This is a genomic window from Desulfovibrio sp. TomC, from assembly GCF_000801335.2.
GTDB lineage: Bacteria > Desulfobacterota > Desulfovibrionia > Desulfovibrionales > Desulfovibrionaceae > Solidesulfovibrio.
Window position 1 is genome coordinate 56,977 of sequence record NZ_JSEH01000015.1, and the last position, 22,001, is coordinate 78,977.

At 63.9% G+C, this 22,001-nt stretch carries 20 protein-coding genes; 7 read left to right on the forward strand and 13 right to left on the reverse strand.

All coding sequences use genetic code 11. The annotated features are described in order from the left end of the window. Positions 1-20 precede the first annotated feature (20 nt). The 6 genes from NY78_RS14625 to NY78_RS14650 all read right to left on the reverse strand — a co-directional run bounded on the left by NY78_RS14625 (position 21) and on the right by NY78_RS14650 (position 5,220). Positions 21-1,253, reverse strand: coding sequence for an aspartate kinase (locus NY78_RS14625; protein WP_043637497.1), 1,233 nt, complete (start codon positions 1,251-1,253; stop codon positions 21-23). A gap of 44 nt (positions 1,254-1,297) precedes the next feature. Further along, on the reverse strand, positions 1,298-1,807 hold the full coding sequence (gene tsaE / locus NY78_RS14630) for a tRNA (adenosine(37)-N6)-threonylcarbamoyltransferase complex ATPase subunit type 1 TsaE (RefSeq protein ID WP_043637498.1): 510 nt from the start codon (positions 1,805-1,807) through the stop codon (positions 1,298-1,300). Positions 1,808-1,815: 8 nt separating this feature from the next. Then, positions 1,816-2,268: a CBS domain-containing protein gene (locus NY78_RS14635; RefSeq protein WP_043637499.1), complete on the reverse strand. Its 453-nt coding sequence runs from the start codon at positions 2,266-2,268 to the stop codon at positions 1,816-1,818. Positions 2,269-2,271: 3 nt separating this feature from the next. Beyond that, entirely contained in the window at positions 2,272-3,816 is a 1,545-nt protein-coding gene (locus NY78_RS14640; protein WP_043637500.1) for a bifunctional ADP-dependent NAD(P)H-hydrate dehydratase/NAD(P)H-hydrate epimerase, read from the reverse strand. Positions 3,817-4,114: 298 nt separating this feature from the next. Continuing rightward, positions 4,115-4,486 carry a holo-[acyl-carrier-protein] synthase gene (locus NY78_RS14645; protein WP_043637501.1) on the reverse strand — a complete coding sequence of 124 codons (372 nt, stop codon included), beginning with the start codon at positions 4,484-4,486 and terminating at the stop codon, positions 4,115-4,117. Between the two features lie 8 nt (positions 4,487-4,494). Next, the gene (locus NY78_RS14650) at positions 4,495-5,220 is read right to left on the reverse strand and encodes a pyridoxine 5'-phosphate synthase (RefSeq protein ID WP_043637502.1); all 726 of its coding nucleotides are present in this window, start codon (positions 5,218-5,220) and stop codon (positions 4,495-4,497) included. Between the two features lie 225 nt (positions 5,221-5,445). On the opposite strand from NY78_RS14650, the gene NY78_RS14655 reads away from it, so the two are divergent. Further along, positions 5,446-6,786, forward strand: coding sequence for a UDP-glucose dehydrogenase family protein (locus NY78_RS14655; RefSeq protein WP_043637503.1), 1,341 nt, complete (start codon positions 5,446-5,448; stop codon positions 6,784-6,786). A gap of 266 nt (positions 6,787-7,052) precedes the next feature. Here NY78_RS14655 and NY78_RS14660 read toward each other — a convergent pair whose 3' ends face one another. From NY78_RS14660 to NY78_RS14680, 5 genes are all read right to left on the reverse strand, one after another. Next, the gene (locus NY78_RS14660) at positions 7,053-7,274 is read right to left on the reverse strand and encodes a hypothetical protein (protein ID WP_043637504.1); all 222 of its coding nucleotides are present in this window, start codon (positions 7,272-7,274) and stop codon (positions 7,053-7,055) included. Between the two features lie 77 nt (positions 7,275-7,351). Further along, a complete protein-coding gene (locus NY78_RS14665) occupies positions 7,352-7,786 on the reverse strand; it encodes a bactofilin family protein (RefSeq protein WP_043637505.1) in 435 nt (144 codons plus the stop codon). A gap of 136 nt (positions 7,787-7,922) precedes the next feature. Then, positions 7,923-8,201 (reverse strand): hypothetical protein, encoded by a 279-nt coding sequence (locus NY78_RS14670; protein WP_043637506.1) that lies wholly within the window; start codon positions 8,199-8,201, stop codon positions 7,923-7,925. Between the two features lie 68 nt (positions 8,202-8,269). Further along, on the reverse strand, positions 8,270-10,927 hold the full coding sequence (locus NY78_RS14675) for a mechanosensitive ion channel domain-containing protein (RefSeq protein WP_047960211.1): 2,658 nt from the start codon (positions 10,925-10,927) through the stop codon (positions 8,270-8,272). Positions 10,928-11,142: 215 nt separating this feature from the next. Further along, positions 11,143-12,438: a citrate/2-methylcitrate synthase gene (locus NY78_RS14680; RefSeq protein WP_043637507.1), complete on the reverse strand. Its 1,296-nt coding sequence runs from the start codon at positions 12,436-12,438 to the stop codon at positions 11,143-11,145. A 141-nt stretch (positions 12,439-12,579) separates the two neighbouring features. On the opposite strand from NY78_RS14680, the gene NY78_RS14685 reads away from it, so the two are divergent. The 3 genes from NY78_RS14685 to NY78_RS14695 are packed head-to-tail and all read left to right on the forward strand — an operon-like array spanning position 12,580 to position 15,367. After that, positions 12,580-13,302 (forward strand): (Fe-S)-binding protein, encoded by a 723-nt coding sequence (locus NY78_RS14685; RefSeq protein WP_043637508.1) that lies wholly within the window; start codon positions 12,580-12,582, stop codon positions 13,300-13,302. After that, positions 13,299-14,711 (forward strand): lactate utilization protein B, encoded by a 1,413-nt coding sequence (locus tag NY78_RS14690; protein WP_043637510.1) that lies wholly within the window; start codon positions 13,299-13,301, stop codon positions 14,709-14,711. The genes NY78_RS14685 and NY78_RS14690 overlap by 4 nt, the downstream gene beginning before the upstream one ends. After that, positions 14,708-15,367, forward strand: coding sequence for a LutC/YkgG family protein (locus tag NY78_RS14695; protein ID WP_043637512.1), 660 nt, complete (start codon positions 14,708-14,710; stop codon positions 15,365-15,367). The genes NY78_RS14690 and NY78_RS14695 overlap by 4 nt, the downstream gene beginning before the upstream one ends. Positions 15,368-15,458: 91 nt before the next feature. Here the strand turns inward: NY78_RS14695 and NY78_RS14700 are convergent, their stop codons facing one another. Continuing rightward, a complete protein-coding gene (locus NY78_RS14700; RefSeq protein ID WP_043637513.1) occupies positions 15,459-15,983 on the reverse strand; it encodes a shikimate kinase in 525 nt (174 codons plus the stop codon). Between the two features lie 155 nt (positions 15,984-16,138). Here NY78_RS14700 and NY78_RS14705 point away from each other — a divergent pair, with 155 nt between their 5' ends. Both NY78_RS14705 and NY78_RS14710 read left to right on the forward strand, forming a co-directional pair. Then, positions 16,139-16,756 carry an RNA polymerase sigma factor gene (locus NY78_RS14705; protein WP_053062235.1) on the forward strand — a complete coding sequence of 206 codons (618 nt, stop codon included), beginning with the start codon at positions 16,139-16,141 and terminating at the stop codon, positions 16,754-16,756. Further along, positions 16,749-17,153, forward strand: coding sequence for a hypothetical protein (locus NY78_RS14710; protein ID WP_043637515.1), 405 nt, complete (start codon positions 16,749-16,751; stop codon positions 17,151-17,153). The genes NY78_RS14705 and NY78_RS14710 overlap by 8 nt, the downstream gene beginning before the upstream one ends. Before the next feature lie 9 nt (positions 17,154-17,162). Here NY78_RS14710 and NY78_RS14715 read toward each other — a convergent pair whose 3' ends face one another. Beyond that, a complete protein-coding gene (locus NY78_RS14715; RefSeq protein WP_043637516.1) occupies positions 17,163-19,709 on the reverse strand; it encodes an ABC transporter permease in 2,547 nt (848 codons plus the stop codon). A 202-nt stretch (positions 19,710-19,911) separates the two neighbouring features. Here NY78_RS14715 and NY78_RS14720 point away from each other — a divergent pair, with 202 nt between their 5' ends. After that, entirely contained in the window at positions 19,912-21,942 is a 2,031-nt protein-coding gene (locus tag NY78_RS14720; protein ID WP_043637517.1) for a HAMP domain-containing methyl-accepting chemotaxis protein, read from the forward strand. Positions 21,943-22,001 lie beyond the last annotated feature (59 nt).

Genomic DNA, 22,001 nt, shown 5'->3' on the forward strand with positions numbered 1-22,001 from the left:
TGTTTCGCGCCAAACCCGCCCTAGCAGGCCTTGATCGGAGCCTGGGACAGCCCGAAGGCGTCGTGTAGGGTCCGAACGGCGAGTTCGAGGTACTTTTCCTCGATCAGGCAGGTAATCTTAATCTCGGAGGTGGCGATCATCAGAATATTGATGTTTTCCTTCTTGAGGATGGTGAACATCATGGAGGCGACGCCGGAGTGGCTGCGCATCCCCACGCCAATGACCGAGACCTTGCAGACGTTGGTGTCGTGCTGGATTTCCGCCGCGCCGATTTCCGGCTTGAGCCTTCCCAGGATATCCATGGTCTTGTCCAGGTTGCCCCGGGAGATGGTAAAGGTCATGTCGGTGCGGCCTTCGCGGCCGGTGTTCTGGATGATCATGTCCACCAGAATGCCGGCCTCGGCAATGGGGGAGAAGATGGCGGCGGCCACGCCTGGGCGGTCGATGACGTTTCTGACCGTGATGCGGCACTGGTCCTTGTCGTAGGCGATGCCCGAAACCAGCACGTCTTCCATTTCCGTATCCTCCGAAGTGACCAGGGTGCCGGGATCGTCGGTAAACGTCGAGCGGACCCGAACCGGTACGTTGTATTTCTTGGCTAATTCCACCGAACGAATCTGCAGGACTTTGGCCCCCATGCTGGAGAATTCCAGCATCTCGTCATAGGAAATGCGGTCGAGCTTTCGGGCCGTGCTGCACAGGTTGGGATCGGTGGTGTAGACGCCGTTGACATCGGTATAGATTTCGCAGACCTCGGCATCAAGGGCCGCGGCCAGGGCCACGCCGGTGGTGTCGGAGCCGCCCCGACCCAGGGTGGTCGGCCGGCCGAGGCAGTCAACCCCCTGGAAGCCGGCCACCACCAGGACGTCGTAGTCCTCAAGCAGCCCCAAGAGGCGCGGGGTGTCGATTTCCATGATGCGCGCCCGGGTGAAATTGGAATTGGTGGTGATGGGAATCTGAAAGCCGAGCAGGGACCGGGCGCGAAGCCCCGCATCTTTGCACAGCATGGCGAAAAGGGCCACGGACACCTGTTCGCCGGTAGTCACCATCACGTCGAGTTCAGCCGGATCGGGATCAGGGGAAAATTCCCGGGCCAGTTCGAGCAGCCGGTTGGTTTCGCCGGACATGGCCGAAAGGGCCACCACCAGTTTGTACCCGGCGGCGTGGGCTTTTTGCGCCCGGTTAAGGACCAGGCGCATCCGCTCCAGGCCCTTCACCGACGTGCCGCCGTATTTTTGCACCATAATCCGCATGGTAGCCTCCAAAAAATGCCGGGGGACAGGCTTCCCCGGATAGCTCAGTCGTCCACAAGATCCGGGCAGACCGCAGCCAGGGCGGCCAGGGCGGCACAGCCCCGTTCCCCGCTGGCGCTCATCCGACATAACCGGCCGGACGCGGCCGGCAGCCAGTCGCATTCCAGCCGGTGGGGCGGATGCATGTCCCGGGGCAGATGCTCGGCCCATTCCACGACCACGATGGCGTCGTTTTCCGCCGCCGCTTCCAGGTGTTCCTCAACCGATGGATCGCCGCCGGGTATCCGGTAGAGATCGACGTGGAACACTTCCGGCCGGGTCGGGTAGACATTGACGATGTTGAAACTCGGACTGGCCACTTCGGCGTCGTCCCCGCCGGGCAGCGCGCCGGCCAGTCCCCGGACCAGGGTGGTTTTGCCCGATCCGAGGTCCCCGCGCAAGAGCAGGGAGGCCCGCCTGGCCGCATCGGCCAGGATAGCGGCCAAGGCCCGGCCAAGGGCCAAGGTGGCTGCCTCATCCGGCAGCCGCAAGGAAAGAGTGGGGCTGGAAGCCATGCGCCGGACTATTTTTTTAACAGCGTGCCCAGGATGTCCTGCATCCCGATGATGCCGACAATGACGCCGCCGTCCACCACCGGAATGGTGTGGTAGCCCTTGTCGGTCATAAGCGTGGCCACTTCGTCGATGGGGGTGGCCGAGGTCACCGTCACCGGGGAGGCGGTCATGGCGTGGAAAGCGGTCAGGGCCGACATCTTTTCCACTTCCCGATCCAGGTCCTTCATGGAACCAAGCGGAATAAAGCCGTCAAGGAGCGAGAAGACCGAGGGCAGGGAGAGCTTTTTCTGCTGGGCCACCAGATCGGACTGGCACAGGATGCCGGTGATGGTTCCGGCGGCATTGACCACGGGAACGCCGTTATAACCCTTGTCTAAAAGGAGCTGGGCGGCGGCGCTGATTTCAGTGTCTTCGGCGATGGTGACGACGTTTGCGGTCATCACGTCTTTGGCTGTGAGCATCCGTTACTCCGTGAGGGCATGGGGCAGTATATTTGCGATTTCCGAGGCCAGATTGCCCCGCGCGGGATAAGCGTCGGCGAGCAATTCGCCAGCGCGTCCATGCCAATACACTGCAAGGCTGGCGGCGAGCAAGGGGGAAAGACCCCTGGCCGCGAGGCTCCCGGCCAATCCGGACAGCACGTCGCCCGAGCCGCCAACGGCCAGGTTGGGGGCGATGACCGGACTGACGGCAATCAGCCCGTCCGGCATGGCCACCACTGTGGCCGGCCCCTTGAGCACGGCCACGCAGCCAAAGCGGGCGGCCAACTCCCGGGCCGAGGCCGGCCGGTCGGCTTCGATCCCGGCAATGTTCGTCCCGAGCAGCCGGGCCGCTTCGCCGGGATGGGGCGTCATAACGGCATTCGGGCCGATCTTTTGGGCCAGCTGCGGCGAGGCGGCCAGGAAATAGAGGGCGTCGGCGTCGAGAATGACCGGACAGGGCAGGGGGAGCAGGGCGTCCAGGAACCCGGCCGTGTCGCTGTGGCGGCCAAGGCCCGGCCCCAGGGCCACCGCCCCGGCTCCGGCCGCGAAATCGCGCACGGCTGCGGCATCGGCAGCGCAGAAATGGTGGCCCGATCCGATCGGCATGGTCATGACGTCGGGAAATCCAGCCTTGAGGGACACCTCGACCGCTCCGGGGCAGGCGATGCTGACCAGCCCCGATCCGGCCCGAAGCGCCCCCAGTCCGGCCAAAAGCGGTGCCCCGGTCAGGCCGCGGCTGCCGCCGACCACCACCACCCGCCCGGCGCTGCCCTTGTGCAGCGTCGGCGAAACCGGTCCCAGTGCGCCAAGGATGCGCCGGGTGATGCGCCCGGCCCGGCAGGGATGGCGCTCCCGCACAACTTTTGGAATGCCGATCTCGCGCACCAGCAGCCGCCCGACATATGGAGCGGCCTGCTCCGTCACCAACCCGGTTTTGGCCGCTTCAAAGGTCGCCGTGGCCTGGGCCGTCACCGCCACCGGCGAAGGCCGGCCGGTGGCGCCGTTCAGGCCTGACGGAATGTCCAGGGCAAAAATATACGACCGCTTGGCCAGCCCGTTGACCGCCGCAATCACGTCGGCCAGCTCCGGACGCACGGGGCCGCTCAGTCCCGTCCCCAGCAGGCCGTCGACCAGGATGTCCGGCGCATCAATCCCGGACAAGTCCACTCGCGCCAGCGGCACCATCTCCAAGCCCAGCGTTGCCGCCAACCGGACATTATAGCCTGCAGCGCCCCGGTAGTTGCCCCTTGGCCGGGCCAGGGCCACCGTGACCCGCGCTCCCCGGTTGTCCAGATGTCTGGCCAAGGCCACGGCATCGCCGCCGTTGTTGCCCGGACCAGCCAGGAGCAGCACCCGCTTGCCGGCCACCTTGCCCACCTCGCCAAGCAGGGCGTGCATGGCCTCTCGGCTGGCGTTCTCCATGAGCGCCAGAAACGACATGCCGCACTCGGCCACACAGGCCGCATCCCACCCGGCAATTTCCGTCGGCGTCGGCAAGGGGTCAAAGTAACGATGGTCGAGGAGCATGACGATCTCCTTTATGAGAGGAAGAAAAAGAGAAGAATGCCTCCGGCGGCCGGGAGGGGGTTACCCCCTCCCGGACCCTCCCGGTCTGGGGGCTTTCGTCGGGGCAGTCAAAGCACTGCCCCGACGAAAGCCCCCAAACAGGAAATATCCGAAAAGAGAAAAAAAGGGAGATAGCGTCCATTGTTCCACTTTCATTCACCGACTTGGTAACGCACCCAGACAAAAGACTTTCCCCCAGGTGGGATTCCAAAGGGCACTGCCCTTTGGCCGCCGGAGCATTCTTCCTCTCTCTTCTCTCCTATCCTTCCAATATCACCACCGCAGCGGCGGTGGCGCGGCTGTGGGTGATGCTGAGGTGCCAGGAGGTTGCGCCCAGGGCGGCGGCCCGGGCCAGGGCCGGGCCGGAAAGCGTCAGACTGGGGCGGCCGGCGGCGTTGGAGAGGATTTCCAGGGTGTGGAAGGCGACGCCTTGGGCAAAGCCGGTGCCGAGAGCCTTGGCTGCGGCTTCCTTGGCGGCGAACAGGCCGGCGGTGCGGGCCAGGGCAATGGCCGGCAGCGCGGCCCGCTCGGCCGGGGTGAGAATGCGGGCGGTGAACCGGTCGCCGAACTGGGCGAGCGCGGCCTCGATGCGTTCGAGTTCCACCACGTCGATGCCAAGGCCGCAGATCATGGGCGGCTCTAGTCGGGAAAGCGGCTGATGACGGCGCACATGGTGGAGACGGCCTCGACCAGGCCGGTCAGCACGGCCCGGGCAATGATGCTGTGGCCGATGGAATATTCGCTGATGCCGGAGGTTTCTTTGAAGGCATATATGTTGTTGTAGTCGAGGCCGTGCCCGAGGTTGACGCCAAGGCCGGCCTGGCGGGCCAGAGGAATGGCGGCCAGCAGCCGGTCGAGTTCGATTTTGCGGGCGGCTGGGGTGGCGGCGTCGGCAAAGGCTCCGGTGTGGAGTTCGACGAAGGCTGCGCCAACGGCAACGGCAGCTTCGATCTGGCGCGGATCAGGGTCGATAAAAAGGCTGGTCGGGATGCCGGCATCGGCCAGGGAGGCGACATAGCCGGCCAGTTCGGTCTCGCGGCCGGCCACGCCAAGGCCGCCTTCGGTGGTCAGCTCCTGGCGTTTTTCCGGGACGAGGCAGACCATATCCGGCCGACGCTTGAGGGCAATGGCGCGCATTTCTTCGGTGGCGGCCATTTCCAGATGCAGGCGGGTCTTGACCGTCTCGCGCAAGACATGGACGTCGCGGTCGCCGATGTGCCGCCGGTCTTCGCGCAGATGGACGATTATGGCCCGGGCGCCGCCGAGTTCGGCCAGGGCGGCGGCAGCCACAGGATCGGGGCTTTGGGCCAGCCGGGCCTGACGGATGGTGGCCACATGATCGACGTTGACCGCAAGCAGGGGCATGGCGCTCTCCTTAATACAGTATCTGGAAATGGTATGCGTTTTACAAGTTGGAGGCAACCGGGCAGGGCGGGCCGGGGATTATTGACAAACGTCCGACGAATCCGTAAGTGCGACTCACTTTCTTTGATGACGGGGCGCTGTCGCTTTTCTCTGGCAGTCTCCAGCCCCGTTCCCCGCCCGGCGCATGTCGCCCGCGGGGGCAAACCCTAACAACGAGAATAGGTTATGAATCTTTGTATCGTAGGAACCGGGTACGTTGGTTTGGTGAGCGCCGCCTGCTTCGCCGAGATGGGCAATGATGTCTGCTGCGTGGACGTCAATCCCACCATCGTCGAAAATCTGCGTCAGGGCAAAATCCACATCTACGAACCGGGACTCGATGAACTGGTCAAGCGCAACGTGGCCGAGGGCCGTCTGCGTTTCACCACCAAGGTTGCCGAGGGCATGGAGAACGCGCTGTTCGTGTTCGTCACTGTCGGCACCCCGCCCCGTGAAGACGGATCCTGCGACCTTTCGTTCGTGTATCAGGTGGCCCGCGACATTGGCGCCAACATGAAGGACTATAAGATCGTTGTCGACAAATCCACCGTGCCGGTTGGAACCGCCGACGAAGTGCGCAAGCTCATTGGCGAAGAGCTGAAAAAACGTGAAGAGCTCATTGAATTCGATGTGGTGTCCAATCCGGAGTTTTTGAAGGAAGGCGACGCCATCAACGACTTTTTCAAACCTGACCGCGTTGTCGTCGGCACGGACAACGTGCGCACGGGCGAGCTGTTAAAGGCCTTGTACGCGCCTTATGCCCGCAGCCGCGAAAAGGTCATTGTCATGGGCGTGCGCTCGGCCGAGATGACCAAGTACGCCGCCAACTGCATGCTGGCCACCAAGATTTCGTTTATAAACGAAGTGGCCAACATCTGCGAGCAGGTCGGCGCGGATGTGCGCGACGTGCGCATGGGCATCGGTTCCGACCACCGCATCGGCTACCAGTTCATCTACCCGGGCCTGGGCTACGGCGGCTCCTGCTTCCCCAAGGACGTCAAGGCGCTGATCGACACCGCCCGCAAGATCGGCTTTGAGCCGGAACTGCTGGCCGCTGTGGATGAGGTCAACAAGCGTCAGAAGCATGTGCTGAGCAAAAAGATTGAGGAGTACTTCGCTCCCCAGGGCGGCGTCAAAGGCAAGACCCTGGCCCTGTGGGGCCTGGCTTTCAAGGCCAACACCGACGACGTCCGCGACGCCTCGGCTTTTGAGCTGATTGCCGATCTGACGGCCAAGGGGATGCGCGTGCTGGCCTATGACCCGGTTGCCGGTCCCAACACCCGGGCCCATTTCAAGGGCAACGACCTGCTGACCGTGGTCGAAGAGCAGTACGCGGTACTGGAAAAGGCCGACTGTCTGGCCGTGGTCACGGAATGGAACCAGTTCCGCAACCCGGATTTCGGCCGCATCAAAAAGACCCTCAAGGCCCCGATCATCTTCGACGGCCGTAACCTGTATTCCCCGCAGCTGTTGGCCGACCTCGGTCTGGTCTACTTCTGCATCGGTCGCCCGGCTCCCAAGTTCTAGCCGACGATTGATCCATAACGGATGTAAGAGGGCGGGAAACTGCCCTCTTTTTTTTGTCTGGGGGTGTTGTCAGTTGCACCCTGCCCTGGTCTGGGCGCAGCGGTGCGCACCGCCAGAGAGCGGGCAAGCCCCAATTCCATGCCCGGCAACCCCGTCAGGGACGGGGCACACCAGGAGCCTTGGGCCAGCTCGGAAGGGCACATACGTGGCGGGGACAGGAAGCCGTGAAAGTGGGCTGCCGGCAGGGTGCGGCAGCTGCGACGGACTCAGCCGCCGGCCAGGGTACGACGGCAGGAGCGAAGCATGAGTTCCTGGAGGATCACCCGCTCGTATTCCAGGGAATGCTCCACTTCAGGATTTTCTTCTTCGACGAGCATGCGTTCCAGGTACTGGGTTTCCTCCCAGAAATCGAGCAACTCGTCATCGCCGAGATTTTTGATCTGATCTTCCAGAGGAAACTGGTCGGCATCGGGAAAAAACTGGCCCATGCGGTGGGACTCCTTAAACGGGGCGCGTGGCGGATTTTTGGCAGTAAACGCCCCAGGCGGTTTTGGCAATCCCCAAATTAGGTCGTTTCCGTGACGTCTGTCGCGGCTTCGGCTGTGAGCGCGCAGGGGGCCGGACCTGCTTCAAGCACTACGGCTTCGGGTTCGCTCATGCGCAACTGGCCGTTTAACACGGCCCCGTCCTCGATGACAATTGACGGGGAGGTGATATTGCCCCGAAGATTGGCGCTTTTGTTGAGCATGACGCGACGGCTGGCAGTGACGTCACCAATGACGCGGCCGCTGGTGATGAGTTCGCCCACCCGGATACGACCCTCAACAAGGCCTTCTTCACCAAGGATCAGGACACCATCAGAAATAATGTCGCCGAAAACGCCGCCGTCGATACGGACGACGCCTTGAAAGTTGAATTGGCCGTGATATTGGGTCCCGGACCCGAGAAAGGCCGTGATGGCGTCGAGGCGCGGTTTTTTCTTTGCAGAACGTCCGAACATGCGGTGATCCTTGATTCCCATCCATGATGGTCGGCCTATTTTGCCGTGTCCTGCCATCAGTGAGCAACTGCGACGTACCAGAGTCAAATGTGCCGGACCGCACTTCCCGTGGCGTCGAACCTGAAAGTGATTTCCGCTAATAGTGCGGGTTTGTCTGGCGTTGTAGCTCAATATTTATCTGAATCAATCGGGCATTGATGCGTTGGATGCGGTCAATATTTTCACTGTAGTCCTCGGACAGGGTCCGTTTTTCTTCTTCCAGTTGGTAGCGTTCCGTTTCCAGAGGGCTGGCCCCGGCGGCGGGCATGGGACTTTCATGCTGCGGCATGGGCGGCGGCGTTGCTGTCTTCTTGCAGCCAGGGGCAGCGAGTGCAACCAGCAGCAAGGCGATCAGGAGCATGACTCGTCGGTGCATATGGCGTCCTCTCGATATTTTCTAGCAAATAAACGAGCGGCTGTCCCGCGCAAATGGCCCCCCGCGTCTCAATCGGCCCCGCCGGCGCTGGCAGCCTGGGCCGCATCGTGTCCGCTGCCCGGATGCTCGGTCACGATGCGGACTTCCCGTTGGGGAAAGGGGATGTCGATGCCGAGTTCGCGAAAACGCTTGTCGATGGCAAAGCGGATGTCCGAGGTGACGGACACGGCCGCGCCCACATTGTCGACCCAAAAGAGCAGTTTGAAATCCAGGGAGCTTTCCCCGAAATTCTGGAACTGGACCGACGGCTCCGGCGTCTTGAGCACCCGGGGCTGGCTGGTGGCTGCATCAAGGAGGATCTGGCGCACCTGCTCGGTATCCGAGCCGTAGGCCACGCCCACGGCAATTTCCCGGCGCACCGTGGGGTCGCGGTGGGTCCAATTGACCAGCTTGCCGCTTATCAGATCGGAATTGGGCACGAACAGCGTCGCATTGTCAAAGGTCTGCACGACGGTATTGCGGATGTTGACCTTGCGCACCTGTCCCCAGATAGCGTCGATCTGGATGGTGTCCCCGGCCTGGATGGAACGGCCAAAAAGCAGGATCAGTCCGGCCACGAAGTTGTTGACGATGTTTTGCAGGCCAAAGCCAATGCCGACCGACAGGCCGCCAGCGACCACAGCCAGACTGGTGAAGGAAAAGCCAAGGAGAAAAAGGGAGATGAGGACGTAGAGGCCCCACAGGACGTACAATGAAGTCGTTTCCAACACGTCGCGCACCCCGGGATCGATGCCGGGCCGCATCCGGGGCAGGTCCCGGATAAACGACCGGACGGCGAAAAGGGCCGAACGGGTGACGAAGAAGCCGGTCAGAATCAGGGCCAGCCGGCCCAGGGTGACCGACACGGTGCCGACGGTGATGGTGAAGCCGACCGCTTCCATAAACAGTTCCTGGCCGCCCAGTTCCGTGGAAAACCAGTACAGGACCAGCAGAAACAGCGACAGGAAGATCAGCGGGAAACCCAGGCCCGAGACAATGGCCCGGGTGAGCGCCGAGGCTCCTTCCTGGCTGGCCCGGGCCTGCCAGGAGGTGACGATGCGCGACAGTCCGGCCCCGATCTGCACGGCTGAGAGCAAAAGAAACCAGCCGGCCAGCACCAGTACCGACAGATGCTGCCAGCCAAGGGCCGTCATGAGCACAAGACCGGTAACAAGCGGCGGAGTGGCCCGGCAAAAAAGCCGCAGCGGCCCGACATAGCGGCGAAGAGACCGGCCGGCGGTGAGGATGAAAAGAACAAGAAGCGCCATCCAGGCAGCGGAGAGGGCCGGTTCCGGGAGGTCGGCGATCTGGAGAAGCAGGCCGAGGGAAAACATGGCCCACAGGCCGCGCAGGGGATTGCCGGCCCCGGGTGCGACCGCGCCCGATACCTCGGCTAGGTAGCGCGAGAAGACGGCCAGACCGGCGGCCAGTAATATCTCTCCAACGATATTGAGGATTTCCTGGAGCAGCAGCGGTGCGCCGCCGGCCACCCAATGGAGAATGAGCCCCAGGCCGGCCAGCAGCCAGACACTGTGCAGCGTCCCGATCTGGGCCAGATGCGGATGGCGGCGGCGCAGGCGCAGTGTGCCGATCAGGCCGATGCCAACGAGAATGGCCAGGGCCACGCCGGCCTTGGTCAGGACGGCTACAGCCCGGGTGGCGTCAGCCCCGCGCGTGAGCGAACGCAGCATGGAGGTGTTGGACTTGGCCCAGTGCCCGACCCGGGTTTCCAGGTCGTTCCAGGCCTTGAGGGAAAAGAGTTCGTTTGAGGCGGTGAAGTAGTAGGTCTTCCAGGCCTTGGGGATTTTAAGACGGAGGGCTTCCTCGGCTTTGTCCAGCCCGGCGAGCAGATCCTTGGCCGGGGCCAGTTCCTTTTCCAGAGTGGATTTGACGCCGGCCAGCGAGGTGCGCACGCCTTTGAGATAGCGCAGGTAGTAGTGGATGGCGTCGGCGATCTGCGGTTCCGGCTCATCTTCCAGGCGCTTGGCGAATTCCTCCTTGAGGGAATCCAGGCGCACGGCGATTTTTTCCAGCTCGTCGCGGCTTTCCTGGAAAGGCGCGATGAGGGTTTCCACAGCGCGGCGGATGCGGGCAAAATCACCGAGCACGGCCCGCAGTTCCCAGGGGTTGCCGCCGGAGAGGCTGATGATCAGCCCCAGTTCGTCAAGCTTGCCTTCAAGGGCCGAGAGTTCGGTGCGAATGCGGCGGACGTTTTTGGGGAGCAGCTCTTCCATGGACTTGAACCGGGCCGCCTGCTGCACCACCGACTCCTGGTGGATGGTCAGGAGCACCTGCCAGTCCTTGGGCTGCTCGGCCTCGGCTTCGACTTTTTCGGCCTTGTCTGCCTTCTCTGGCGCGGCTTTGCCGGCCGGCTTGTCAGCCGATTTGTCAATCGGCTTGTCCGCCGGTTTGGCAGGGGTCTTGTCGCTGTCTTTGGCAGCCGGCTTGGCGGGATCCTTGACAGCGGACTTCTCCGCTGGTTTGGCCGCATCGTCTGCCGCTGCTTTTTCTGCCGGCGCAACGGCCGGAGCCTCGCTGGCTTTGTCCGGGGTCTTGGACTCAACCGCCGGAGCAGGGCCTGAAGCGGCCTGCGGTTCGCCGTCAGCGGCCCGGCTGGCGGAAACCGCCGCTAGGGACAGGAACAGGGTGCAACACAGGGCCAACAGGGGGGTGGAGTATCGGTTCATGAAGGAATACCTCGTGTGGCCGGATGGGAACGATGGGATCGGGTGGCGTTGCCCCGGGCCGGGCGTTGTCCGGCTGGGAACGGCCGGAGTGGAACCGGTTCCCGGGCACGCCGACGACGAAGCCGGGGCGACCGGGAACCGGCAACCGTGTGCCGGCCGGCCGGGTTGCCGGACCGGGGCGTGCCGTCTGTCGGTGGGGTGCCGCCGCATGGAGATCAGGACTTGCGCTTCTCCATGGGCGTGTAGGCATGGCGCTTGCGCCCGATGTAGATCTGTCGCGGCCGATGGATGCGCTGGTCCGGGGAATGGGTTTCCTCGTGCCAGTGGGCAATCCAGCCGGGCATGTTGCCCATGGCAGTGATGACCGGGTACATGCGCGGCGGGATATTAATGGCCCGCAAGAGCAAACTGGCGTAGAAATTAGTGTTTGGATAGAGCTGGCGCGAGGCGAAATAGTCGTCGGCCAGGGCGCGTTCCTCAATTTCCAGGGCGATGTCGTGGAAGGCGTCGCGCTTGGCATAGCCGTTTTTGACCAGATTCTGATAGGTGTTCTTGATGATCCTGGCCCGGGGGTCCTCGACGTGAAAGACCCGCTGGCCAAAGCCCATCAGCCGGCCGGCCCCGGATTTGGAAGCCTCGATGATGCGCTCGACCGTGGTGCGCCCGGCCACGACGTCCTCGAACATGCCAAGGGCGGCCGAGCTGGCCCCGCCGTGGTGGCGGCCCCACAGGGCGCTTATGCCGGAAGACACGCTGGCAAAGAGGTTGGCTTGGCTTGAGCCGACCATGCGCACGGTGGCGCAGGAGGTATCAAGGGCCTGATCGGCGTGGCAGAGCATAAAGACACTCAGCGCCCGGACCACCGGGTCCGGGGCCTGGTAGGTCCAAAACGGGACCGAAAACATCATGTGCATGAAGTTGCGGCAGTAATCCAGATTGGGATTGGGGTAATTAAGCGGCAATCCCTGGGATTTGCGGTAACAGAAGGCGGCGATGGTGCGCACCTTGCTCATGATCTTGGCCGCAGCCAGCCGGAAGTCCTCGGCTGAACCGATGTCGTAGAGTTCCGGGTAATAGCTGCCCATGGCGTTGATCATGGCCGAAAGGATGGCCATGGGGTGGCCGTTGGGTGGAAAGCCGTCGAGGTGGCTCAGCAGATCCTCGTGGAGCAGTTCCTGGTCGCGCAGCATGATGCGGAATTCTTCGCGTTCGGCCCGGGTCGGCAGCTCGCCGAACATGACCAGCATGGCCGTTTCCACGAAGGTGGCCTTTTCGGCCAGCTCTTCCAGGTCGTAGCCGCGATAGAGCACCACGCCCCGTTCACCGTCAATGTGGGTGATGGCGCTTTTGCAGGCCGCGGTATTGGCATAGCCCGGGTCCAGCGTGATCCAACCGGTCTGGCTGCGCAGCTTGCGGACATCCAGGGCTTTTTCGACGTGATCGCCAAGGATGACGGGCAATTCAACGGTTTTCCCTTCAAACGTCAGGGTGGCCGTGGTGGGTTCGTTCATGGCGTTTCCTTTCTTGTGTACACCCGTGTTGATACCAAACCGCAGCACCGCCTGTAAAGCGGCCGGGGCAGGGAGCCGGCCGGCGCTTGACCCGATGCGCGACAAGCGTAAGGTGCTGCCCCGTCACAAGGAGGGGTTTTCGTGGAAGCGTTTCTCTTCATTCCCTGTCTGGTCGAGCATGTGCTGCCCCAGGTGGGCGAGGCCACGGCCATGGTGCTGTCCCGGGTCGGGCTGACGCCGGTTATGCCCAAGGGCCAGACCTGCTGCGGCCAGTTCGCCTACAAACGGGGCCGGGCCGATCTGGTGCGGCCGTTGGCCAGACGATTCGTGGAAATTTTTGGCGATGCCCCGGCCATCGTGTGCCCTTCGGGCTCGTGCACGGCCATGGTGCGCCGCTACCCGTCCCTTTTTGCTGAGGACGATCCCTGGCATGCGCGGGCCGGACAGGTTGCGGCCAAGACTTTTGAATTGGGTCAGTATCTGGTGGAGCAGCTTGGCGTCACCGATCTCGGCGCGCGCTTTGACGGCACAGCCGCCTTGCACGCCTCCTGCCAGACCAGCCGCGTGCTTGGGGCCGGTTCGCCGACCGAGGCGCTTTTGGCCAAGGTGGCCGGCCTGACCCTGGTTCCCCTGGCCCGTCCCGAGCGCTGCTGCGGTTTTGGCGGGGCGTTTAGCGTGGACTATCCCGAAGTCAGTCAGGCCATTTTGACCGAGAAAATCGACGACATCGTGGCCAGCGGCGCGGAAGCGGTCATCACCGCCGAACCGAGCTGTCTGCTCAATATCGCCTCGGCCCTGGCCAAGCGCGAACTGCCCATACGGCCCCTGCATCTGGCCGAAGTGCTGGTTGGAGGGATGGCATGAGCAAGTCAGCCTATGATTTCGGCCGGGCCTCAGCCAAGGCCCTGGGTGATCGTCCGAGCCGGGCCATCCTGCACAAGGCCATCGGCCACATCCGGGTGCTGCGCCAGCGTTCGGTCAACGCCATGCCCGATTTCCCCGAGAGGCAAGCTCGGGCCGTGGCCGTGCGTGATAAGACCCTGGCCCGCCTGCCCGACCTGCTGGAGGCGCTCGAAGCCAAGGTCACGGCCGCCGGCGGGAATGTCCATTTCGCCGAAACCGCCGACTCGGCCGCAGCGCTTATCACCAAATTGCTGGCTGACCGGGGCGTGCGGCTGGTGGTTAAGGGCAAGTCCATGGTCAGCGAGGAGATCGGACTCAACGACGCCCTGGCCGCTGCCGGCATCGAGGCCGTGGAGACCGACCTTGGCGAATACATCATCCAATTGGCCGGGCAGCGTCCATCACACATCCTGGCCCCGGCCCTGCACGTGTCCAAGGAGCAGGTGTCCGAGCTTTTCGCCCGAAAGTTCGGCCGTACCAGCACCGACATCCCGGAGATGACCCGCATCGCCCGGGACAGCCTGCGCCAGAAATTCCTGGCCGCCGATGCCGGCATCACCGGCTGCAACATCGCCATTGCCGAAACCGGCACGGTAACGGTGCTGGAAAACGAGGGCAACATCCGCCTGTCCGCCTCCTGCCCGCCCATCCACGTGGCCGTCATGACCTTGGAAAAAGTGGTGGAAACCCTGGCCGACGCCGCCGTCGTTCTGGACATCCTGCCGCCTTCGGCCACGGGCCAGACCCTGCCGGTACACCTGTCCTTTTTCACCGGCGCGCGCCGCGAGGGCGAACGCGACGGCCCCAAGGAAATGCACCTGGTCATTGTGGACAACGGCCGCTCGGAAATTCTGGCCGATCCCGTGCTGCGCTCAATTTTACGCTGCATCCGCTGCGGGGCTTGTTTAAACGTCTGCCCGGTCTACCAGAGTGTTGGCGGCCACGCCTACGGCACGGTCTATCCCGGTCCAATGGGGTCGGTGCTTTCGCCGCTTTTAAAAGACAATCCCGGCGATCCCCGCCAGCCCTTTGCCTGCACCCACTGCGCCGCCTGCGCCGAGGCCTGCCCGGCCGGCATCGATCATCCGGCCCTGCTCCAGGAGTTGCGGCGACGGGTTTCGGCCGGGGAGTCTGATCCGGCCGTGACGGCCTTTAGCCTGCTGGCCCGCCATCCGCTGCTTTTTGGCGGGGCTGCGGCCCTCGGCCGGACCTTTGACCCCAAACTGACCGAGGTCGCGGCCGTGGCCCCGGAGTCGCCGGTTGGTCGGTTTCTGCGCGGCCGGGCGTTTCCCGGATTGTCCCGACCCTTTTCCAGGCGGTTTAAGAGCCTCGCCCGCCGCCTGTCTCGCAAGCAGGGAGGCCGATCGTGAGAACCCGCGCCCGGAACGCCATCCTGGGCCGCCTGCGGGCGGCCACTGCCGCCGGTTTGCCCCGTCCTTCGGCGCCGACCATTCCTCGCCGGCCCGGCCGGGGCATCGCCGATTTCGAAAGCTTTGCCGCCGTCCTGACCACCCTTGGCCCGACCTTTGAGCTGGCCCGGACGCCTGAGGAGGCGCAAGCCGCCCTGGCTGCGTATGTGGCCGCCAACAGCGTCCAGACGGCCGTGCGCTGGGACCACCCCGATCTCGACGCCGTGGCCGCGGCCGAGACCCTGGCCGGGGCCGGCGTGGCGGTTCTGGCTCCCGAAGAACTGCCCGACCGGGTTTGCCCGTCCCTGGCCGCCGTGGATCTGGGCGTCACAGCCGTGACCTACGCCCTGTGCGCCACCGGCAGCCTGATTCTGGCGGCGGCCCCGGGCCGGGAACGCGGCACGCCGCTGGTGCCGCGCCTGCATGTGGCTCTTTTGGCCAAATCGCGCTTGCTCCCCGATCTGCCGACCCTGCTCGAACGGCTCGGGGAAGCGCCCATGCCAAGCGGCGTCAACTGCGTCTCCGGCGTCTCAAGCACCGGCGACATCGAATTCGTCTATGTGCGCGGCGTCCATGGCCCGCTGGCCGTGCACGTCATCGGCCTGGACTGGCTCTAACGACGAGACAGGGGTAGCTTGCGGCTGCCGGCCAAAACCATTGTCCGGGGGAGTGCGCGCCAACTGCGCGGACGCCCCCGGTTGTGTTTGTCTAGAACATCTTGAGGGCGCGCAGGGTATAGTCGAGCAATTCCTCAATGGGGCGTTCGGGCAGGCAGGCATGGGCCAGGGAGAAATAGAGCGGTTCGCGCTCGGCCAGGGTGGCGACGATTTCTTCCTTGAGCCCCAGTTCCGTGAGGTTGGGGCGTTGCTCGGGGTTGAGATCAGCCATGAGTCGTTCGGCCAGCCGGTCCGGGTGGGCCTGGAGATAGAGCACCACCCCCCTGGAGAGCAGGGCGCGGTTTTGCGGCATGAGCACCACGCCGCCGCCCGTGGCGGCAACAAGACCCTGTTGCGCGGCCACATCGGCCAGAATGTCTGCTTCGGCCTGCCGAAAGGCATCCCAGCCTTCCCGGGCGACCAGCTCGGCAATGGTTTCCCCGCGTGTTTCCACAAACCGGGCGTCGAGGTCCACAAAGGGTCGGCCAAGGCTTTGGGCCAATTGGCGGCCGAGCGTTGTCTTGCCCGAGGCCCGGGGGCCGATCAGATAGATGTTGGCGTCGTCGGAAAGGGGCATGGCGGTCTCCGGTTGGGGCGTACGGCCAGGCTTGGCCGCCGGGTCGGGGATAGCCTTCCGGACGCATCTTGTCGAGATCGGGTGTAACCAGTTGGGAAGGGAAAGCGCCTGACACGAGGACGTGCCTGGGGAGGGGCGTTAAGGAGGCGCTTTGCATGACGACGCGCAGCGGGGAATGTGTCAGGCCCGGTGGAAACGGCGCGTTGCGTCCGGTTCGTGCCCGTATACGTCTTGACGGCATCGACGATGCGACCTTGGCCCGGGCTGCCGCCCAGGGCGATCAAAAGGCCTTTGCCGCCCTGGTCGACCGACACCGTCCAGGCGTGACCCACCTGGCCACCCGATTTTGCCAGGAACCGGCGGGGGTCGAGGATTTGGCTCAGGAAATCTTCGTCAAGGCCTATCTGAATTTGGGCGGGCTTCGGGACTGGGCCATGTTTCGCAGCTGGCTCCACCGCATTGCCGCCAACACGTGTATTGACTGGTTGCGCCGCCGCAAAGCCGAGGTCGGTCTGGTGGGCGGCCTTGACGAATCGCTGCCAGACGAGGGAGAGTTGGCCCGAGGTCAGGCCAGGGAGGCCCAGCGACGGCTGGAAGCGGCCATGGCGGTCCTTGGTCCCAAGGACAGACTGCTGGTGGCGCTGCTTGGGCTTGAAGGCAAAAGCGTGGAAGAAGTGGCACAATTAACGGGCTTGTCCCAGGTCAATGTCAAGGTACGGGCCTTTCGGGCCAGACGGAAGCTCAAGGCTTTTCTGGAGAAGGATCATGGTTGAAGCAAGCGGACAATTTCGGACCGGAACCGTGGTCATCATTTTTGTCCTGGGCCTGGGCCTGGGCTGGATAGGGGCCAGCCAGCGGGCCCTGGTGGAGATCCGGGCCAGGGATTCCGCCGGCTTTGAGGCCATGCGCAAACGGGTGGACGAGGAATATATCCGTCGCCTCGATCTCGACGGCCAGCAGCGCCAGGTGTTTGTCAGTGCCTGGAATGACGCGCATCAGGAGTTCGATCAGGTCATGGGACGGATGCGTCCGGAACTCGACAGTGTGTTGCAGCGCATCGACGCGCGGGTGCGCCCGACGCTCAGTCCCCGGCAGTTGGCCGTTTATGATCGGTTGGAAGGCGAACGCCGGGCCCAATTGCCCAGCCGCCCCGTTGGCAACGACAACTGACGGGCCGGGTTAGTCGTTTCGCAGATAGGGCAGGGTTTTTTGGGAGAGCATCCGGAAGGTTCCGGCCAGACCAAAGACCAGTGTCAGCCCGGTCGCAACGCCCACGATGCCGGCAGCCGGACCGGGAAAAACGGCAAACGGCAATTCCATGAAAAAGGTCGTAAATCCCCAGGCAATGGCCGTGCCCACGGCCAGGGCCATGAGTCCGGCCAATAGGCCGAGCAGGGCGTTTTCCAGGGACAAAACGGCCAGGATATCCCGTCGGGAGGCCCCGCAGACCTTGTAGATAACGGTTTCATAAGCCCGTCGGCGCAGCCCGGCGGCCATGGTCTGGATGAGCACCAACATGCCTGTGACCAACGTGGCGGCGGCAGCGGCGGCCACAGCCGTTGCCACTTTGTCGGCCACGGCCATGACATCGGTCAAGGCGTCGCCGATGCCCACGGCCGTGACATTGGGGAATCGGTCGGTGACAGCGGCAAAAACCGCTTCGCCGGGAACGTTGCCTGCGGATTTGTCGGTGTAGGCCGTGGCCAGATAGGTCACGGGCGCACCGTCAAGCGATCCGGGCGACAGCACAAAGACATAGTTGATCCCAAGGGTCAGCCAGTTGATGCGCCGCAGGCTGGCCACTCGGGCCGTGACTTCCCGGCCAAGGACATTGAGGGTCACCGTGTCCCCAAGTCCCAGCCCCAATCCCTTGGCGATGGATTCATCCACCGAGACGAGCGGTTCCCCGGCATAGTCCGGCGGCCACCACTGGCCGGCGGTGATCTGCGTTCCTTCGGGCATGGCCGCGGCATAGGTCAGGCCCCGGTCGCCGGCTACGGCCCAGCGCGCTTCTTCTCCCACTGCCGCTTCTTCTGGCAACACCCCGTTTAAACGCACAATGCGCCCGCGCACCATGGGCGAAGTCTCGACGCGGCTGACGCCGGGGACGCTTCCGGCCGTATCTAGAAAGGCCGAGAGCTGGTCCGGCTGGATATCCACGAAAAAAAAGTCCGGGGCGGTGCGGGGGATGTCGTTGACAAAGGCCTGGCGAAAATTGGCTTCCACCTGGGTCATGGCGCACAGCGTGGAGAGGCCAAGCCCCAGGGCGGCCAGCACCTGTCCCACCTGATTGCCGGGACGCACGACGGCGCGAAGGGCCAGGGAAAAAAGACCCGGACGATCCAGCGGAGCCAGACGCACGAGCCACAGCGCCACCCGGGCCACCAGCCAGAAAATGACGGTCGCACCGGCAGCAGCGATCACGAAACCGAGGCCCAGCCGGTGGTTGGGGGTGGCAGCCACAGCCAGGGCCAGCAGAGCCGCCAGGCACAACAGACCGGGCAACCGGGCCAAAACGGACAATTGCCCGGCTTCGGGCTCGGCATAACCGCGAAAGAGCAGCAACGGCGAAATGCGGGCGGCCCCGGCCAGATGGGGCAGGGAAAAGGCCAGGACGGTCAAAACGCCGAACACCGCCGCCAGGGCCAACGCGCCGGGGTAGGGGCCGGGCGGCAGGCGCACCGGCAAAAGGCCGCCGGCCAGGGGGGCGAGCAGGACCGGCACGGCCGCGCCCAGGGCCAGACCGAGGATGATGCCAAGGCAACCCTGGGCGCTAACGGCCAGGAGATAGGCGGCCACGACCACCCGGCGCGGCGCGCCAAGGCATTTGAGCGTGGCAATGGAGGCTGCGCGGCCGGCCAGATAACCGGAAACGGCCTGGGACACGCCGATGCCGCCAAGAAGCAGCGAGGCCAGTCCCACCAGCCCGGTAACGGCAGCCAGGCGATCCATGAAGCGGGTCAGTCCCGGCTGGGCCGTGGACACGTCGCGCACCCGCCAACCGGCGGTCGGGAAGGCTTCCCGCAGTTTCCTGGCCTGGGCCGGAATATCCTCGCCCGGGGGCAGTTTCACCCGGTAGGCGTGGCGGGTCAGGGTGCCGGGCGTGAGCAGACCGGAGTCGGCCAGGGCGGGCAGGGACACGAGCAGGCGCGGCCCCAGTGCGGCCAGTCCGGCTGAGGCGTCTGGTTCGCGCACCAGCGTTGCGCGGATCACAAAAACGGCGTCGGCAACCAGGATGACGTCGCCGACAGCGGCTCCCAGACGGGTGAGCAGCTCCGGCGCAGCCACAGCCCCGGGCAGTCCATCGCGGACGGCCAGGGCCTGGGACAAGGGCATGGGCGGCGACAGGGCAATGGTCCCATAGAGCGGGAAGGCGTCGTCGGCGGCCCGCAGGGTGGTCAGAGCACGTTTCCCCGGGGCATTTTGCCGGCGGGCCATGGCCTGCATGGTCACGACGTGGGACGTTGATCCGAGAGCGGTCAGGGCGGCCAGTTCGTCCGGAGCGGCCGGGCGCAGGGACAGGGTGGCTTCGATGTCGCCGCCCAAAAGCGCTGCCGCATCCTCGGCCACGCCGGCCAAATAGGCGGCGGACAGGCTTTTGACCCCGGCCACGGCGGCCACGCCCAGGGCCATGCAGGCCACGAATACGCCAAATCCCCGAAGGCCGGTGCGCAGTTCCCGTCGAGCCAGGCGGGCGGCCAGAAATAAATCGTGAACAAGCGTCATGAGTACATGTCTTCCCTGGCCCGGTCCCTACGGGAAAAGTTGTTGCAGGTCCACGCCTAGCTGGAAAAAGGCGCTTGTGCCCATTGCAAGGCACTCCAAAATAAGCCAGATATACACAATCCGAGGACGACCGCGCCATTGCCCCGTGTTTTGTCTAAAAGAGCACCGCGCGGGATACCACAACGTCGAGGGGAGGCCGGCAGTGAAGAACTTGAAGCTTGGGGTTAAAATCAGCATTGGCTTTGGCCTGTTGATCGCCATCGCCTGCGCGCTTGGCGGTATGGCCATTATCAATATGAACGGCGTGGAAGACCAGTCGACGCGATTGGTCCGGGAATACATGCCGGAAGTGGCCATTGCCAACAGCGTTGAGCGGGCTGCTTTGCTGACCATGCTGGAAATGCGCAGCTACGGGTACACGGAAGACAAGAAGCAGTTTGAAGCCGGGATGCGCAATCTGACCGAACTCAAGCATGCCCTGGCCGAGGCCAAGGCGCATTCGGAAAAATATCCGAAATTGGTCAAGCTGCGAGAAGACGTTGTCAAAGCTCAGGCCAAGGCCACAGAATACGAAAAGCTCATCGCCGAAACCGCCTCCCGTGTCGATGCCATCGCCGGTGTGCGCAAAACCCTGGATGGCGCTGCGGGTGAGATCGTCAAGAACAGCCAAGCCTATCTCGACAGCCAGCAGAAAAGAATCCATGAGGAGATTGCCCAAAGCGCCGGTGCGGCGGCTCTCCAGGAGCGGGCAGATAAGATCGACGGGGCTACCGCGGCCATAGCCACGGTCACGGCCATCCGCGTGAACAACTATCGTGGGCAGTTGTACCGCGATCCCCGGCACCTTGAGGACGCCATCAAGGCATTCGCTGAGTTTGATCAAGCCATTGAGGGCATCCGGGGCAAAACCCGCGACGATGCCAACCTGCGCCAGTTGGCGGCCATCAAGGACGCATCCGCCAAGTACCGTCAGGCCCTCTTGGATTTCCTGGACAATTATAAAGCCCTCCAAGATCTCGCCGCCAAGCGTCTGGACGCGGCCAACGGCGTCCAGGACGCGGCCGAAGAAACCGCCAAGGCGGCTTTGGATTCCACCCAGGCTATCGCCAACAGCGCGGTGACCAGTCTGTCCACGTCTGCCTCGATCATGTACGGCGGCCTGGGCGTGGCCCTGCTTCTTGGCATCATCATCGCCATCCTGCTGACCAAGGCCATCACTGGTCCGGTCATCAAGGGCGTGAGTTTTGCCAAGGCCATGGCCGACGGCGACTTCACCCGGCTGCTCGACATCGACCAAAAGGACGAGATGGGCGTCCTGGCGGCCTCGCTCAACGAGATGGTGGGCAAGTTGCGGGAAGTGGTGGCCGAAGTGCAGTCGGCGTCGGAAAATGTGGCCTCCGGCTCGGAAGAGCTGTCCGCCTCGGCCCAGAGCATGTCCCAGGGAGCCACGGAGCAGGCCGCCAGCGTCGAGGAAATCTCTTCGTCCATGGAGGAGATGAGTTCCAACATCAAGCAGAACGCCGAAAACGCCCAGCAGACGCAGTCCATTGCCGTCAAGGCCGCCCAGGATGCACGGGAGGGTGGTGAGGCCGTCATCTCGGCTGTGGCCGCCATGAAAAATATTGCCGAGAAGATTTCCATCATCGAGGAAATAGCCAGGCAGACCAATCTGCTGGCGCTTAACGCAGCCATTGAGGCTGCCCGGGCCGGGGAACACGGCAAAGGCTTTGCCGTGGTTGCCGCCGAGGTGCGCAAGCTGGCCGAGCGCAGCGGTTCCGCCGCCTCGGAGATTTCCGATCTCTCGGCCTCCAGCGTCCGGGTGGCCGAACAAGCCGGCTCCATGCTGACCAAAATGGTGCCCGACATCCAGCGCACGGCCGATCTTGTCCAGGAAATCGCTGCCGCCAGCCAGGAGCAGAATTCCGGGGCCGATCAGATCAACCGGGCCATCCAGCAGCTCGACCAGGTGGTGCAGCAAAACGCCTCGGCTTCTGAGGAGATGGCTTCCACCTCGGAAGAACTGTCCAGCCAGGCCGAACAGCTGCAATCCACCATGGCTTTCTTCCGGGTGGATGGGACGATGACCAAGCGCCAAGTTTATCGGCCGGTCAAAGCGTTGCCAGCCTCGCCCCGTCGTCCCGCTCCGGCTCGTCGCCCAGCAGCCCAACCCAAGACGGGCAGCGGCGTCGGTATTGACCTCGACGACAAGGACGACGATTTCGAGCGGTTTTAAGTCTGACGGTTAGCTGCCAAACGACGACAAACGGGGCCGGACATGAATGTGTCCGGCCC